This window comes from Streptomyces sp. NPDC005496 (assembly GCF_042872045.1).
Taxonomy (GTDB): Bacteria; Actinomycetota; Actinomycetes; order Streptomycetales; family Streptomycetaceae; genus Streptomyces.
In genome coordinates this window covers 37,503-52,940 of sequence record NZ_JBIAJQ010000020.1, presented here as the reverse complement: position 1 = coordinate 52,940, position 15,438 = coordinate 37,503, and the positions used below count along the sequence as shown (strand labels likewise).

The following is a 15,438-nucleotide window of genomic DNA, read 5'->3' as shown; positions in this document are numbered from 1 at the left end:
GGGGCCGGCGGCGGCCCCGTCGCCGGGTCAGTACCGGTACTGCTCGTCGTAGCCGGTGTTGCCGTGCCCGTTGCCGTCGCCCTGATACGGATACGGCTGCTCCGGCGGGAGTTCGCCGCCGTAGGGGTCGTCGGCGTTGCGCTGCTGCGGCACCCAGACACCGCCGGCCGGGGTCTCGCCGGGCTGGCCGCCGCCGTACTGGGACTGGTCGTAGCCCTGCTGACCGTACTGCTGCTGGCCGCCGTAAGCGGTGTCGTACGAGGCGCTGCCGTAGGTCTGCGTGCCGATGTACGGGTCGGAGTAGGCGGCGTACTGCTGCTGCCCGGTGTCGTAGCCGTACTGCTGCTGGTCGTATCCCGAGTAGCCGTCGTAGGCGTACGCCTGCTGGTTCTGGGACTGGTCGGCGTTCCCGTAGGACTGCTGGGCCGCGTACGCGTTCTCGTCGTAGACGCCGTAGGAGCCGGTGTCGTCGGGCAGCGGCTGCGGCTCGTACACGGCGGTGGCCTCGGCGGCCGGAGCGGCGGAGGCGGGCTGCGCCGGGGTGAACACGTCGTCCGGGTCGTAGTCGTCGTCCGGCGCGTAGGACGGACGGCCGGGCGCCTCCAGGTCGGAGACCTCCAGCGTCGGGTCCTGTCGGTCCGGCTCGCCGCGGCGCCGCTTGCTCGCGCCGGGACGGCCGCCGATGGCCCAGCCGGTCGAGAAACCGCGGCGGAAGGAGAGCGTGACGTACGTCTGGCCGACCGCGAAGGCGGCGGCGCCCAGGCCGATGACCACCACGGAGGGGATCAGCACGCCGAGCACGACGCAGAGGAAGCCGCCGAAGGCGAGCAGGCGCCAGCGCAGCCGTGCCTTGTACTGCAGCAGCACCTCACCCAGCAGCCACAGCGCGACCATCCCGAACGCGATGTAGAGGACCGTCCAGCCCATGTACGCCCCTCTCCCAGTAACCGCTACGCAGTGTGTCGTATACCGGCGCGGCCGGTCTAGGCCCGCTGTGGGTGGTGCAGGCCCAGATTCTCGTAGATCTCCAGCGTCGCCGTGGAGTTGTTGAGCGTGATGAAGTGCAGTCCGGGAACTCCCTCGGCCAGCAGTCGCGCGCAGAACTCGGTGGCGAACTCGATCCCAATGGAGCGTACAGCCGCCGGATCGTCTTTGGCTGTGAGGATCCGCTCTTTCAGCTCGGCCGGGATCGAGGCGTTGCTCAGCTGCGGCAGCCGTTCCAGCATCCGCACGCTGGTCACCGGCATCACCTCGGGGATCACCGGGGTGCCGCAGCCGGCCGCGGAGACACGGTCGCGCAGCCGCAGGTACGACTCCGGCCGGAAGAACATCTGGGTGATCGCGTAGTCGGCGCCGGCACGGCACTTGTCGACGAAGTGGGCGACGTCCAGGTCCCATTCCGCGGACCGCGGGTGCATCTCCGGGAAGGCCGCGACGCCGACGCAGAAGTCACCGGACTCCTTGATCAGACGCACCAGGTCGGCCGCGTAGGTCAGGCCCTTGGGATGCGGCACCCAGTCGCCCATGGGGTCGCCGGGCGGGTCGCCGCGCACCGCGAGCATGTTGCGGATCCCGGCGTCCGCGTACTGCCCGATGATGTTGCGCAGTTCCGCGACGGAGTGGTTCACCGCGGTCAGGTGGGCGACCGGGGTGAGCGTCGTGTCGGCGACGATCTGCTCGGTCTCCCGGACCGTGCCCGCGCGCGTGGAGCCGCCCGCGCCGTAGGTCACGGAGACGAAGTCGGGTGCGACGGCCTCGACCCGGCGCAGCGCGTTCCACAGGTTCCGCTCGCCCTTGGGGGTCTTCGGCGCGGAGAACTCGAACGAGTACGTCTTCTTGCCGGTCGCGAGCATGTCGCGCACGGTGCGTGCGCGGTCAGTCCTGGTGGAAGCAGATCCGAGGGCCATGACCGCAGGTTAGCCAGGGGACGCCGTGACCCCAACCGAACCGATGATATTTGTCCGTTTTGTCGACTTCTTGTCCACCCTTCGGACACTCAGCGTCACCCTCCGCCGTCTCACACCCCGCGCAGCCGCTTGGCGAACTCGCCCGCCGCCGCTCCCGGGTCGTCGGCCTCGGTGATCGCCCGGACGACGACGACCCGGCGGGCGCCCGCCTCCAGGACCTGGTCCACGTTGCCCAGGTCGATGCCGCCGATGGCGAACCAGGGGCGGTCGGTGCCGAGCGACGCCGTGTGCCGGACCAGGCCGAGGCCGGGGGCGTGGCGGCCGGGCTTGGTGGGGGTGGGCCAGCAGGGGCCCGTGCAGAAGTAGTCGACGCCCGGCTGGACGGCGGCGGCCCCGGCCTCGGACTCGGAGTGCGTGGAGCGGCCGATCAGGATGTCGTCGCCGAGGATCGCGCGGGCCGCGGGGACCGGCAGGTCACCCTGGCCCAGGTGCAGGATCGCGGCGCCGCCCGGGTGCCCGGCGCGGCTCGCGTGGGCCACGTCCGCCCGGTCGTTCACCGAGAGCAGCGCGCCGTGGCGGCGGCACTTCTCGGCGAAGAGGTCCAGGAGGTCCAGCTCCTCCGCCGCCTCCAGGCTCTTGTCCCGCAGCTGCACGAGGTCGACCCCGCCGGCCAGGACCGCGTCGAGGAACTCCGGAAGGTCGCCCTGGCGCCTGCGGGCGTCCGTGCACAGGTAGAGGCGGGCGTCGGCGAGCTGGGCGCGGGCGTCGGCACCGGTCTCGGGCATGGCTGGGTCCCCCGTGGTCGGTGGCGTACGGACCACGGCGGCCGGTCGGGCCGGCGGGCCGTGGTCCGTACACCGGAAGGTTGTCGGATCAGACGGCGAGCGCCTGGGCGCGGCGCTTCACCTCCGTGCCGCGATTCTCGCTCAGAGCCTGCGCGGGGGTGCCGGGCAGGGTCGAGTCGGGGGTGAAGAGCCACTCCAGCATCTCTTCGTCGGTGAAGCCGTCGTCCCGCAGGAGCGTCAAGGTGCCGGACAGGCCCTTGACGACCTTCTGCTCGGCCCCGTCGATGAAGGCGGCGGGGACGTGCAGCGCGCGGTTCTCACCACGGCGTACGGCGATGAGCTGGCCGTCCTTGACCAGCTGCCGGACGCGGGTCACCTCGACGCCGAGCAGTTCGGCGATGTCGGGGAGGGTGAGCCAGGCGGGGACGAGAGCATCGATCTTTGCGTCAATCTCGGTCACGGGACAAGCCTGCCATCTGGGACCGACAGTCGGAAGCCGAGGCCGTCCGACCTGGGGAGGAGCAGGCGGGCGGCGGACCGCCGGACGCCCTACGCCGCCGCCGTCTTCAGCGGCTTGGACGGGTCCGTCAGGGCGTCGGCGTCCATCGGCGTCCCCGCCTCGATCAGCTTGCGTCCCTGGGCGAGGTCCCGGGGCCGGCCCACGGCGAGCAGGGCGACCAGGCGGCCCTCGCGGAGCCAGCAGACCGTCCAGGCGGCGCCCGAGGGGTCACCGCGCCACAGGGTCGTGTCGGCGGAGGCGTGGTGGCCGACGTACTGGACGAAGCGGCCGAACTGCTCGGACCAGAAGTAGGGCACCGGGTCGTACGCCGCGGGGGCCTCGCCGATGATGTTCGCCGCCACCGTGCGCGGCCCCTGGAGGGCGTTGTCCCAGTGGTGGACCAGCAGGCGCCCCTCGTAGCGGCCCGACGGGAAGGAGGCGCAGTCGCCGACCGCGTAGACGTCGGGCGCGGAGGTGCGCAGGTGGGCGTCGGCCACGATCTCGCCGTGGGCGCCGAGTTCGATCCCGGAGCCGGCGAGCCAGGCGGTCGCGGGGCGGGCCCCGATGCCGACGACGACCGCGCCGGCGGGCACCCGCGAACCGTCGTCCAGGACCACCGCGCCGGGCTCGACGCGCTCCACGCGCGCGTGGGTGCGCAGCGCCGCCCCGCTGTCGGCGTACCAGCCGGCCATGGGGGCGGCCACCTCGGGAGGCAGCGCACCGGCGAGCGGCCGGTCGGCGGCCTCGACGACGGTCACCGCGCATCCGGCCTCGCGGGCCGCGGTCGCGAACTCGGCGCCGATCCAGCCCGCTCCGACGACCACGATGTCGTGCTGCTCGGCGAGCACCGGGCGCAGCCGCTCGGCGTCGTCCAGGGTGCGCAGCAGGTGGACTCCGGGGATGCCCTCGGTGCCCGGCAGCCGAATCGGTTCCGCCCCGGTGGCGATCACCAGGACGTCGTACGGCACGGGCCCGTCGGCGGTGTCCAGTTCGTGGTCCCCGGGGCGGGCGCCGAGCACCTCGCAGCCGAGCCGCAGTCCGATGCCGAGCGCCTCGAAGTCGACGTCGAAGGCGGAGCCCTCGGCCTTGCCGAGCAGCACCGCCTTGGACAGCGGCGGCCTGTCGTACGGCTGGTGCGGCTCCCCGCCGATCAGGGTCACCGTGCCGGTGAAGCCCTGTTCCCGCAGGGCGACCGCGGTCTGCACCCCGGCCATGCCCGCGCCCACGACGACGACTCGCGGCGCCGTGCGCTCCCCGGACTGCGTCTGCTCGCTCACGTGATCACCATAGACATCTGACACCACGTCAGTCACCGGGCGTGCTGGACGATCTCCTCCACCACGCTCGTCCCACTGCCCTCCTGCGACTCCCACTGCCAGTTCTCCTCAAGCCGTACCCGTCCGTCGGCCAGCTCGACGACCAGGGACACGCAGTGCCCGGAGGATGTCGTTCCGTCGTGCTTCAGCTGCACGTACCGGAAGTCGAGGCGGTCACCCTCACGACTACCCACGAGATGACCTCGTACGACATCGCCGCCCGCGTAGTCGGCCCAGATCCGTCCCTCCCGCTCGTGGTAGGTGAACCGGGTGCGGGTGCCGACCTGGCCCGGCGCCTGGTCGGCGACCGGGGCGAGGACGAGGCCGTCGAGCGAGCGGGCCATGCGGGGAGCTCCTCTACTGGGGGGCCGGGGCGACGGGCTAGGGTGGCCAACGTAAAGCACACGCGGGAGCCCGGACGCACCGGGCTGAGAGGGAGGCTGGACGGCCTCCGACCGTACGAACCTGATCCGGGTCATGCCGGCGAAGGGAGGGGCTGGACGCCCATGTCGCGTACCTCACAGTCCACGGACACCGCACGCGGGCCCTCGGGCTCGCCGGACGTCCTCGTCGTGGGCGGGGGCATCATCGGTCTGGTGACCGCCTGGCGGGCCGCGCAGCGCGGGCTCACCACCGCGGTCGTGGACCCCGAGCCGGGCGGCGGCGCCGCCCAGGTGGCCGCCGGCATGCTGGCCGCCGTCACCGAACTCCACTACGGCGAGCAGACGTTGCTCGGCCTCAACCTGGCCTCCGCCGAGCGCTACCCCGACTTCGCGGCGGAGCTGACCGAGGTCACCGGTCTCGGTCTCGGCTACCGCCGCTGCGGCACGCTCGCCGTCGCGCTGGACGCCGACGACCGCGCCCACCTGCGCGAACTGCACGCGTTGCAGCGCCGGTCGGGCCTGGAGTCGGCGTGGCTCAGCGGCCGGGACTGCCGCCGGCTGGAGCCGATGCTCGCACCGGGCGTGCGCGGCGGGCTGCGGGTGGACGGCGACCACCAGGTCGACCCGCGCCGGCTCGCCGCCGCCCTGGTCGTGGCCTGCGAGCGCGCCGGTGTCGTCCTGCACCGCACCTGGGCCGAGCGGCTGGACGTCGTCCGGGGCCGGGCCACCGGGGTGGTCACCACGGACGGCACCGCCCTGCCGGCCGGCCGGGTCGTCCTCGCCGCGGGCAGCCTCAGCGGACGGCTGGCGGGCGTCCCGGAGGACCTGCTGCCGCCGGTGCGCCCCGTGAAGGGGCAGGTGCTGCGGCTGACCGTGCCGCCGCGCTACGCGCCGTTCCTGAGCCGGACCGTGCGCGCCGTCGTGCGCGGCAGCCACGTCTACCTGGTGCCGCGCGAGAACGGCGAGCTGGTCGTCGGCGCCACCAGCGAGGAGCTGGGCTGGGACACCACGGTCACCGCGGGCGGTGTGTACGAGCTGCTGCGCGACGCCCACGAGCTGGTCCCCGGGATCACCGAACTGCCGCTGACCGAGACCCGCGCCGGGCTGCGCCCCTGCTCGCCGGACAACGCCCCGCTGCTCGGGCCGACCGGACTGGACGGCCTGCTGCTGGCCACCGGCCACCACCGCAACGGCGTGCTGCTCACCCCGGTCACCGGCGACGCCATGGCGCACGTCCTGACCACCGGTGAACTCCCGGACTTGGCACGCCCCTTCACCCCCCGCCGCTTCAGCACCGCCCTCACGGAGCAGCCCGCATGAACATCTTCGTCAACGGGGAGCGCCGGCACGTCGCCCCGGGCACCGCGCTCGACGCCCTCGTCGCGACCCTCACCGCTGCCCCGTCCGGTGTCGCCGTCGCCCTCAACGAGACCGTCGTCCCGCGCGGGCAGTGGGCCGGCACGGCCCTCGCCGACGGGGACCGCGTCGAAGTCCTCACCGCCGTCCAAGGAGGCTGACCCATGGCCGACGACCCCTTCGTCCTCGGCGGCACGTCCTACGCGTCCCGCCTGATCATGGGCACCGGCGGCGCCCCCAGCCTGGACCTGCTGGAGCGCTCCCTGGTGGCCTCCGGCACGGAGCTGACGACGGTCGCGATGCGCCGGGTCGACCCGCGGGCGCACGGTTCGGTGCTGTCCGTCCTCGACCGGCTCGGCATCCGCGTCCTGCCGAACACGGCGGGCTGCTTCACCGCGGGCGAGGCGGTCCTCACCGCCCGGCTCGCGCGGGAGGCCCTCGGCACCGACCTGGTGAAACTGGAGGTCATCGCCGACGAGCGCACGCTGCTGCCCGACCCGATCGAGCTGCTGGACGCCGCCGAGACGCTCGTCGACGACGGGTTCACGGTGCTGCCGTACACGAACGACGACCCGGTGCTGGCGCGGAAGCTGGAGGACGTCGGCTGCGCCGCGATCATGCCGCTGGGCTCGCCCATCGGCTCCGGCCTCGGCATCCGCAACCCGCACAACTTCCAGCTGATCGTGGAGCACGCGCGCGTGCCGGTCATCCTGGACGCGGGCGCCGGGACCGCGTCGGACGCCGCGCTCGCCATGGAGCTGGGATGCGCGGGTGTGATGCTCGCCTCGGCCGTGACCCGGGCGCAGGAGCCGGTGCTGATGGCCGACGCCATGCGGCACGCGGTGGAGGCGGGGCGGCTGGCGTACCGGGCGGGCCGCATCCCGCGCCGGCACTTTGCGGAGGCCTCCTCCCCGGTGGAGGGGCGCGCACGGCTGGACCCCGAGCGCCCCGCCTTCTAGGGCCTGTCGTTTGGATCAGGTCGGCCGTGACGGACGGTTCGTCCCGGCCGACCCGAGCGGGGTCTGGTGCGTGCAGCTGCAAGGCGGAGGAGGGAGTCGAAGCGATGGGGGTCCCCCCGCTCGAGCGGAGCCGAGAGTGGGGGAGTCGGCGACCGACGACAACGCCGCAGATGTGCGTGCCAGACCCCGCGACACCGGCCTGATCCAAACGACAGGCCCTAGCAGCCGGCGGCCCGGCGGGCCCGCGTCGGACCGGCCACACAACAGTCACAGCTCTGCTGCATTCCGCCCCCGGAAAGAGCGGACCGGGTGGGCGTGACGGTGGCGGCTCGTAGACTCACCTGCGTGGATACGACCCTTCAGGACCCGCTTGTCGGGCAGGTGCTCGACGGCCGCTACCGCGTCGACGCGCGGATCGCGGTCGGCGGGATGGCCACGGTCTACCGGGCCCTGGACACCCGCCTCGACCGCGTGCTCGCGCTCAAGGTGATGCACCCGGCGCTGGCCGCCGACGGCTCCTTCGTCGAGCGGTTCATCCGGGAGGCCAAGTCCGTGGCCCGGCTCGCCCACCCGAACGTGGTGCAGGTCTTCGACCAGGGGACGGACGGGTCGTACGTCTACCTGGCCATGGAGTACGTCGCCGGGTGCACCCTGCGTGACGTGCTGCGCGAGCGCGGGGCGCTCCAGCCGCGGGCCGCGCTCGACATCCTGGAGCCGGTCCTCGCCGCGCTCGGCGCCGCCCACCGCGCCGGTTTCGTCCACCGCGACATGAAGCCGGAGAACGTCCTGATAGGGGACGACGGCCGGGTCAAGGTGGCGGACTTCGGACTCGTGCGCGCCGTGGACACCGTGACGAACACCACGGGGTCCGTCCTCGGCACCGTCTCCTATCTCGCCCCCGAGCAGATAGAGCACGGCACGGCGGACCCCCGCGTCGACGTGTACGCCTGCGGCGTCGTCCTGTACGAGATGCTCACCGGCGACAAGCCGCACTCGGGCGACTCCCCCGCGCAGGTGCTCTACCAGCACCTGAACGCGGACGTGCCGCCGCCGTCGGCCGCCGTCCCGGGGCTGCCCCTCGTCCTGGACGACCTGGTCGCCTCGTCGACCGCGCGCGATCCCGAGGTGCGTCCGTACGACGCGGTGGCGTTGCTCGCCGAGGTGCTGGAGGCGCGCGGCGGGCTGAGCGCCGAGCAGCTGGACGCCGTACCGCCGAAGGCCGTGGCGGTGAACCACGACAACGCCGACGACCGGACGAGCGTGATCCCGCGCTCGCTGTCCGGGCAGCGGCCGCTGCCGGTGAACGAGGACGAGGCGGCGCTGAACCGCACCAGCGTCCTCGCGAGCCCGCCGGTCCCGCCGCGCCGGCGCCCCGGCGCCGGTGTGCGGCCCCGGCGCGGGATGGTCGCGATCGTGGCGGCCGTGCTGCTGGTGCTCGGCGTCGGCGCGGGCGTCTGGTACATCAACTCCGGCCAGTTCACCAAGGTCCCGGCGGTGCTGGAGAAGACCGAGGACCAGGCGAGGGACCGGCTGGAGGCGGCCGGCCTCGACGTGAAGGAGGTCCGGCGCGACTTCAGCGACACGGTGAAGCGGGGCACGGTCAGCAAGGTCGACCCCGGCGTCGGCGAGCGGATCCGGGAGAACGACTCGGTGACGCTGACCATCTCCAAGGGCCCCGAGGTCGTGAAGGTGCCGGACCTGGAGGGCGAGACGCTGGAGAGCGCCAGGGACCGGCTGAAGTCGGCGGGCCTGGCGGCCGGGATGGTCACCCGCGACTTCAGCGAGGACGTCGACCGCGGCTCAGTGATCGGCACGGAGCCCGGGGCCGGGACCGAGCGGCACGCCGGGTCGGCCATCGCGATCACGGTGAGCAAGGGCCGCGCGATCGACGTGCCCGATGTCACGGGTTCCTCGGTCGAGGACGCCACCGAGGAGCTGGAGGACGCGGGCCTGAAGGTCGAGGTCACCGCGGAGCGGGTGACGTCGTCGGAGTTCGACAAGGGCGAGGTCGCCGAGCAGAAGCCGGGCGGCGACGAGAAGCAGCTCGCGGAGGGCGACACCGTGACGCTGACCCTCTCCAAGGGCCCGGAGATGATCGAGGTCCCGGACGTCGTCGGGGACAGCGTGGACGACGCGACCCGGAAGCTGGAGGACGCCGGGTTCGAGGTCGACAAGAACCGCGGGCTGCTCGGCCTCTTCGGGGACACCGTCGAGAGCCAGTCGGTGGACGGCGGGGACAAGGCCCCCAAGGGATCGACGATCAGCATCGAGATCCGCTGAGCGGTTCCCGGCCGCTCCCCCGGGAGCGGCCGCCGGTCCGGCGGGCTCACCGCCGGAGCACCCGCCTGTGCATGACACCCTGAAGGGGTGACAAGCAAGCAGCTCCGCAATCCCGTCGGCGGCCATGTCCCGGTGGCCGGCGGCCTCGACACCGTCGGTCTGACCTACGCGCGTGAGATGGGCGCCGAGGCCGTGCAGGTCTTCGTCGCCAACCCGCGCGGCTGGGCGACGCCGGTCGGCAACCCCAGGCAGGACGAGGCGTTCCGCGCGGCCTGCGCCGCCGAGTCGATCCCGGCGTACGTCCACGCCCCGTACCTGATCAACTTCGGCTCGCACACCGAGGCGACCGTCGAGAAGTCGGTGTCCTCGCTGCGTCACTCGCTGCGCCGGGCCCGGCAGATCGGCGCGCTGGGCGTGGTCGTGCACACCGGGAGCGCCACCGGCGGCCGGGAGCGGGCGACGGCCCTCGCGCAGGTACGGGAGCGGATGCTGCCGCTGCTGGACGAGCTGACCCACGACGACGACCCGTACCTGCTGCTGGAGTCGACGGCGGGCCAGGGCTCCTCCCTGTGCTCGCGGACCTGGGACTTCGCGCCCTACTTCGAGGCGCTCGACGCCCACCCGAAACTCGGGGTCTGCCTCGACACCTGCCACATCTTCGCCGCGGGCCACGACCTGACCGGCCCCGACGGCATGCGCCAGACCCTGGACCTGCTGGTCTCCACCGTCGGCGCGGGCCGTCTGCGGCTGATACACGCCAACGACTCCATGGACGTAGTCGGCGCCCACAAGGACCGCCACGCCAACATCGGCTCCGGCCACATCGGCGAGGACCCGTTCCGTGAGCTGATGACGCACCCCGCGACCGAGGGCGTACCGCTGGTCATCGAGACACCCGGCGGCAAGGAGGGGCACGCGGCGGACGTGGAGCGGCTGAAGAAGCTCCGCGACGGCTGACCCCGTTGAGGAATACCCCGGGGGGGTATACGGTTCCTGTCAGACGCAGGAACCGCTACCTGACGATGGGGGCATCTCATGGAGCACGACACACACACCGGGCACGTGCACCAGGCCGAGGTCACCTGGGCGATGGCCGCCCAGGCCACCCTGCACTGCCTGACCGGCTGCGCCATCGGTGAGGTGCTCGGCATGGTGATCGGCACGGCGCTCGGCTGGGGCAACGTGCCGACGATGGTCCTGGCGATCGTCCTGGCGTTCTTCTTCGGCTACTCGCTCACGCTGCGCGGCGTGCTCAAGGCGGGCGTCGGCTTCCGGACGGCGTTCCGGATCGCGCTGGCCGCGGACACCCTGTCCATCGCGGTGATGGAGCTGATCGACAACTCGGTGATCGCCCTGTGGCCGGACGCCATGGACGCCCACCTGGACGACCTGCTGTTCTGGGGCGCCCTGGCGATCTCGCTGGCCATCGCCTTCGTGGTGACGACGCCGGTGAACCGGTGGATGATCGGCCGCGGCAAGGGCCACGCGGTGGTGCACCGGTACCACCACTGAGGGGCCGGTGCCGGGAGGGTCAGAGCTCGGGGCCGTCCCCGGGCTCCTCCTGGTACGAGTAGCGCTGCTCGCGCCAGGGGTCGCCGACGTTGTGATAGCCGCGCTCCTCCCAGAAGCCGCGGCGGTCGGCCGTCATGTACTCGACGCCGCGGACCCACTTGGGCCCCTTCCAGGCGTACAGGTGCGGCACCACCAGGCGGAGCGGGAAGCCGTGCTCGGCGGTGAGCAGTTCGCCGTCCTTGTGGGTGGCGAAGATGCTGCGCTCGGAGGCGAAGTCATCGAGCCGCAGGTTCGAGCTGAAGCCGTACTCCGCCCACACCATCACATGGGTGACGGAGGGCGCCGGCGGGGCGAGTTCCAGGATCGTGCGCGCCGGGATGCCGCCCCATTCGGCGCCGACCATGCTGAACTTCGTGACGCAGTGCAGATCGGCGACCACGGTGGCGTACGGCAGGGCCGTGAACTCCTCGTGGGTCCAGCAGCGCTTCTCCTGGTCGGCGGTGGCGCCGAAGACCCTGAACTCCCAGCGCTCGGGGCGGAACTTGGGCACCGGGCCGTAGTGGGTGACCGGCCAGCCACGCTGCAGTCGCTGTCCCGGCGGAAGGTCCGGCTGTGCCGCTTCTCCAGATTCACGCTCCACCGGCTGACCCATGACTCCATCCTGACAGACCTGGGGCGGTGCACATGACCAGGCCTGTCCCGATTCGGGCAACTCCTACTAAGCGTGCACTTACTGGACTGCCCCGGGTGCCGATGCGAGGATGCGGCGCAACCTGCCCACTCCCCGCCTGGAAGGAGCCTCTGCGATGCAGGGCGACCCCGAGGTCATCGAATTCCTCAACGAGCAGCTGACCGCCGAGCTCACCGCGATCAACCAGTACTTCCTGCACGCGAAGATGCAGGAGAACTTCGGCTGGACGAAGCTCGCGAAGTACACGCGGCACGAGTCGTTCGACGAGATGAAGCACGCCGAGCTGCTCACCGACCGGATCCTGTTCCTGGACGGCCTGCCGAACTACCAGCGGCTCTTCCATGTCCGGGTGGGACAGACGGTGACCGAGATGTTCCAGGCGGACCGGCAGGTGGAGGTGGAGGCGATCGACCGCCTCCGGCGCGGGATCGACGTCATGCGCGCGAAGGGCGACGTCACCTCGGCGAACATCTTCGAGTCGATCCTCGCGGACGAGGAGCACCACATCGACTACCTGGACACCCAGCTGGAGCTGGTCGAGAAACTCGGTGAGGCGCTCTACATCGCGCAGCTGATCGAGCAGCCGGAGAGCTGAGCCGGAGGCGGGCTAGGCGGCCTCGTCCAGGGCCGCGGGCGCCGCGGTCTCGGCGAGCACCGGACGCGCCCGGTCCAGCAGCTCGGGACGCGGGGTGGCCCCCCGGCCGAGCAGTGCCTGGATGCGGCGGACGCAGGAACCGCAGTCCGTGCCGGCCTTGCAGGCCGAGGCGATCTGGCGGGGGGTGCAGGCACCGGCCTCCGCGTGCTGCTTCACCTGAGCCTCGGTGACACCGAAGCAGTTGCAGACGAACACGCGGCTCACCTCCCGACGGGATCCCTGGTCATGCCGTCCCGATTGTTCGGTGAGGCAAACCTAACCTTACCCATAGCTCGGGAACCGCAAAAGTGGGTCGGGGCGCGGATCGCATGTGATCCGCGCCCCACTTCACACCGAGGTGAACACCGGACCGGCCGGTGAGCCGCTACTGGTCCCGGTACATCTCGGAGACCAGGAACGCCAGGTCCAGGGACTGGCTGCGGTTCAGGCGCGGGTCGCAGGCCGTCTCGTAGCGCTGGTGCAGGTCGTCGACGAAGATCTCGTCGCCGCCGCCCACGCACTCGGTGACGTCGTCACCGGTGAGCTCGACGTGGATGCCGCCCGGGTGGGTGCCGAGGGCCTTGTGGACCTCGAAGAAGCCCTTGACCTCGTCGAGCACGTCGTCGAAGCGCCGGGTCTTGTGACCGGAGGCCGCCTCGTAGGTGTTGCCGTGCATCGGGTCGGTGATCCAGGCGACGGTCGCGCCGGAGGCGGTGACCTTCTCGACCAGCTCGGGCAGCTTGTCGCGGACCTTGTCCGCGCCCATCCGCACGATGAAGGTGAGGCGGCCGGGCTCGCGGTCCGGGTCGAGGCGCTCGATGTACTGCAGCGCCTCCTCGGCCGTCGTCGTCGGGCCGAGCTTGATGCCGATCGGGTTGCGGATCTTCGAGGCGAACTCGATGTGCGCGCCGTCCAGCTGACGGGTGCGCTCGCCGATCCACACCATGTGGGCCGAGACGTCGTACAGCCGGCCCGTGCGCGAGTCCACGCGGGTGAGCGCCGACTCGTAGTCGAGCAGCAGCGCCTCGTGGGAGGCGTAGAACTCGACGGTCTTGAACTCCTCCGGGTCCGCCCCGCAGGCGTGCATGAAGTTCAGCGCCTGGTCGATCTCCCGGGCCAGCTGCTCGTAGCGCTGGCCGGAGGGGGACGACTTCACGAAGTCTTGGTTCCAGGCGTGCACCTGGCGCAGGTCGGCGTAGCCGCCGGTGGTGAAGGCGCGCACCAGGTTGAGCGTCGAGGCGGAGGCGTTGTACATCCGCTTCAGGCGCTCGGGGTCCGGGATGCGGGCCTCTTCGGTGAAGTCGAAGCCGTTGACGGAGTCGCCCCGGTACGTGGGGAGCGTCACGCCGTCGCGGGTCTCGGTCGGCTTGGAACGCGGCTTGGAGTACTGGCCCGCGATCCGGCCGACCTTCACGACCGGCACCGAGGCGGCGTACGTGAGCACGGCGCCCATCTGGAGCAGGGTCTTGAGCTTGTTGCGGATCTGGTCGGCGGACACCGCGTCGAAGGCCTCGGCGCAGTCGCCGCCCTGGAGGAGGAACGCCTCTCCCTTGGCGACGGACGCCAACCGGGCGCGCAGCTGGTCGCACTCGCCCGCGAAGACGAGCGGCGGATACGACTCGAGGTCCGCGATCACATCGCGCAGAGCCTCGGCATCGGGGTACTCGGGCTGCTGCGCCGCGGGAAGGTCTCGCCAGGTGTTGCCAGCGCTCGCGCTGGACTTAGCGTTCACGGTCACCTCCCCAACATTACGGGGTCGGCTCCGGCGTCCATTCACCTGCTCATCAAGTGAGACGGGGTCCGCTCGTACGGCGTGGGGACGAGGGCGGCCGGCGAGACCGGCGGCGGGCCCGGCGCTGCGGGGCCCGCCGGGCACGGCGCGCGGTCAGGAGCCCACGTCGAGCTGGTTGCGGTCGATGCCGATCTTCACCCCGCCGTGGGTCTCGGTGCGGTCGCCCGCGTACTGGTGGATGCGCTGGTGGTCCGCCCACATGTTCTCCGGGAGCGCCGGGTCGGACGTGGTGGCGGAGTCGTTCCAGCGGGCGAAGTGGATCACGTCGGGGAGCGTGCCGCCGTCCGCGTTCGCGACCAGGTCGGGGACCAGGGAGGTCGCGCTGCCGTACGCCCCCGAGCGGTAGCCGAGCTCGTGCAGGCGCACGGTGTACGCCTCCAGGTACCCGAGCACGCGCTTGGTCACCGCCGCGCCGCGGACGTAGTGCTCCAGGTCGTTGTAGATCACGGTGCCCTTGCCGAACCCGAGCGCCCCGGCCTGCCGGGCCGCGTCGTCGGCGGCGGCGGTGCCCTGCGGCTCCGGGTCGGTGATCGCCGCACAGCCGCTCCCGCAGCTGCCGCCGTCGGACGAGGGCTGCCGGCCGACGTAGAGCGGGAAGAATCTCCAGCCGTTGGCGTACTGGGTCCGCACCCAGTCGGCGGTGAGGTTGCGCTGGGCGCAGGCGCGGTTGATGCCGCCGATGTAGACGCCGACGGCGCCGTAGCCGGAGGTGCCCTTCCAGGCGTCCATCGCCGACTGGCCGGGGGCGGTGCAGGCGTCGAAGCCCTTGCCCTGGAAGCTCGTCGCGTCGGCGGGCAGCGCGACCGGTGCCCCGGAGAGCGTCTCGGCGTGCGCGGAGGTGACGGGCAGCCCGGCGGTGCGCAGGATCTCCCGGATGCGGGAGCGGTCCTGTCCGTACGCGGCGGTGACGGCGATCCGGTCGGCGGTGGCCAGGTAGGTGCCGGCCGTGCGGTTCTCGGTGACGTCGGCCGCGGCGGACCCGGCGGGCTGCACCAGGAGCGCCTCGGTGCGCCCGGCCGGGTCCGCGGGGCAGTTCTGCCGCTCGCCCGGAGTCCCGAGGTACACGACGTGCCGGTCGAAGCGGACGCAGGCGTCGGGGTCCTTCTCCAGGTCCACGACCCGCCAGGACGCGGGGACGGTGAACACGTGGCCCCGGTAGGCGACCTCGACGGTCTCCTCCTGGGGCAGGGGCGCGGCCGGGGCCGCGGCGAGCGGTCCGGCGGCGAGCGCGGTGGCGGCGGTGAGCACGGTGAGCGCACGGGCGCCGCGGCGGCGGACTCGGGATGAAAGGGCTGACTGGATGGCTCTCTCCTCGGTCGGGCTT

At 72.2% G+C, this 15,438-nt stretch carries 17 protein-coding genes and 1 riboswitch; of the genes, 7 read left to right on the top strand and 10 right to left on the bottom strand.

Annotated elements, in window-relative coordinates; genetic code table 11:
- Positions 1 to 27: 27 nt before the first annotated feature.
- From ACFYQQ_RS38945 to ACFYQQ_RS38920, 6 genes are all read right to left on the bottom strand, one after another.
- A complete protein-coding gene (locus ACFYQQ_RS38945) occupies positions 28 to 927 on the bottom strand; it encodes a hypothetical protein (protein ID WP_355791349.1) in 900 nt (299 codons plus the stop codon).
- 56 nt (positions 928 to 983) lie between these two features.
- Positions 984 to 1,907 (bottom strand): methylenetetrahydrofolate reductase [NAD(P)H], encoded by a 924-nt coding sequence (gene metF / locus ACFYQQ_RS38940; protein ID WP_355791346.1) that lies wholly within the window; start codon positions 1,905 to 1,907, stop codon positions 984 to 986.
- 110 nt (positions 1,908 to 2,017) lie between these two features.
- Positions 2,018 to 2,692, bottom strand: a complete 675-nt coding sequence (gene thiE, locus ACFYQQ_RS38935) for a thiamine phosphate synthase (protein ID WP_355791343.1) — start codon at positions 2,690 to 2,692, stop codon at positions 2,018 to 2,020.
- An 88-nt stretch (positions 2,693 to 2,780) separates the two neighbouring features.
- Complete coding sequence (locus ACFYQQ_RS38930) at positions 2,781 to 3,152, bottom strand: Rv2175c family DNA-binding protein (RefSeq protein WP_355791340.1); 372 nt, start codon at positions 3,150 to 3,152, stop codon at positions 2,781 to 2,783.
- An 89-nt stretch (positions 3,153 to 3,241) separates the two neighbouring features.
- Positions 3,242 to 4,468, bottom strand: a complete 1,227-nt coding sequence (locus ACFYQQ_RS38925) for an FAD-dependent oxidoreductase (RefSeq protein ID WP_356170163.1) — start codon at positions 4,466 to 4,468, stop codon at positions 3,242 to 3,244.
- Between the two features lie 32 nt (positions 4,469 to 4,500).
- On the bottom strand, positions 4,501 to 4,851 hold the full coding sequence (locus tag ACFYQQ_RS38920; protein WP_355792719.1) for a hypothetical protein: 351 nt from the start codon (positions 4,849 to 4,851) through the stop codon (positions 4,501 to 4,503).
- Positions 4,852 to 4,903: 52 nt separating this feature from the next.
- A riboswitch (TPP riboswitch) is annotated at positions 4,904 to 5,016 on the top strand.
- Here ACFYQQ_RS38920 and thiO point away from each other — a divergent pair.
- The 6 genes from thiO (at position 5,014) to ACFYQQ_RS38890 (ending at position 10,997) form a co-directional block, all read left to right on the top strand.
- A complete protein-coding gene (gene thiO, locus ACFYQQ_RS38915) occupies positions 5,014 to 6,210 on the top strand; it encodes a glycine oxidase ThiO (protein WP_355792722.1) in 1,197 nt (398 codons plus the stop codon). It overlaps the preceding riboswitch by 3 nt.
- Positions 6,207 to 6,407, top strand: a complete 201-nt coding sequence (gene thiS, locus ACFYQQ_RS38910; protein WP_355792725.1) for a sulfur carrier protein ThiS — start codon at positions 6,207 to 6,209, stop codon at positions 6,405 to 6,407. The genes thiO and thiS overlap by 4 nt, the downstream gene beginning before the upstream one ends.
- Before the next feature lie 3 nt (positions 6,408 to 6,410).
- The gene (locus ACFYQQ_RS38905; protein ID WP_355792728.1) at positions 6,411 to 7,205 is read left to right on the top strand and encodes a thiazole synthase; all 795 of its coding nucleotides are present in this window, start codon (positions 6,411 to 6,413) and stop codon (positions 7,203 to 7,205) included.
- A gap of 345 nt (positions 7,206 to 7,550) precedes the next feature.
- Positions 7,551 to 9,485: a Stk1 family PASTA domain-containing Ser/Thr kinase gene (gene pknB, locus ACFYQQ_RS38900; protein ID WP_355788884.1), complete on the top strand. Its 1,935-nt coding sequence runs from the start codon at positions 7,551 to 7,553 to the stop codon at positions 9,483 to 9,485.
- Positions 9,486 to 9,572: 87 nt separating this feature from the next.
- A complete protein-coding gene (locus tag ACFYQQ_RS38895) occupies positions 9,573 to 10,442 on the top strand; it encodes a deoxyribonuclease IV (protein WP_355788881.1) in 870 nt (289 codons plus the stop codon).
- 78 nt (positions 10,443 to 10,520) lie between these two features.
- Entirely contained in the window at positions 10,521 to 10,997 is a 477-nt protein-coding gene (locus ACFYQQ_RS38890) for a DUF4396 domain-containing protein (protein ID WP_355788879.1), read from the top strand.
- Between the two features lie 19 nt (positions 10,998 to 11,016).
- On the opposite strand, the gene ACFYQQ_RS38885 is transcribed toward ACFYQQ_RS38890, so the two are convergent.
- Positions 11,017 to 11,649: a sulfite oxidase-like oxidoreductase gene (locus tag ACFYQQ_RS38885; protein WP_355788876.1), complete on the bottom strand. Its 633-nt coding sequence runs from the start codon at positions 11,647 to 11,649 to the stop codon at positions 11,017 to 11,019.
- A gap of 154 nt (positions 11,650 to 11,803) precedes the next feature.
- On the opposite strand from ACFYQQ_RS38885, the gene bfr reads away from it, so the two are divergent.
- Positions 11,804 to 12,283 carry a bacterioferritin gene (bfr, locus tag ACFYQQ_RS38880; RefSeq protein WP_355788874.1) on the top strand — a complete coding sequence of 160 codons (480 nt, stop codon included), beginning with the start codon at positions 11,804 to 11,806 and terminating at the stop codon, positions 12,281 to 12,283.
- Between the two features lie 12 nt (positions 12,284 to 12,295).
- On the opposite strand, the gene ACFYQQ_RS38875 is transcribed toward bfr, so the two are convergent.
- From ACFYQQ_RS38875 to ACFYQQ_RS38865, 3 genes are all read right to left on the bottom strand, one after another.
- A complete protein-coding gene (locus ACFYQQ_RS38875; RefSeq protein WP_355788871.1) occupies positions 12,296 to 12,547 on the bottom strand; it encodes a (2Fe-2S)-binding protein in 252 nt (83 codons plus the stop codon).
- 160 nt (positions 12,548 to 12,707) lie between these two features.
- On the bottom strand, positions 12,708 to 14,060 hold the full coding sequence (locus ACFYQQ_RS38870; RefSeq protein WP_355795256.1) for a class II 3-deoxy-7-phosphoheptulonate synthase: 1,353 nt from the start codon (positions 14,058 to 14,060) through the stop codon (positions 12,708 to 12,710).
- 147 nt (positions 14,061 to 14,207) lie between these two features.
- The gene (locus tag ACFYQQ_RS38865; RefSeq protein WP_356174842.1) at positions 14,208 to 15,362 is read right to left on the bottom strand and encodes a glycoside hydrolase domain-containing protein; all 1,155 of its coding nucleotides are present in this window, start codon (positions 15,360 to 15,362) and stop codon (positions 14,208 to 14,210) included.
- Between the last annotated feature and the right edge of the window lie 76 nt (positions 15,363 to 15,438).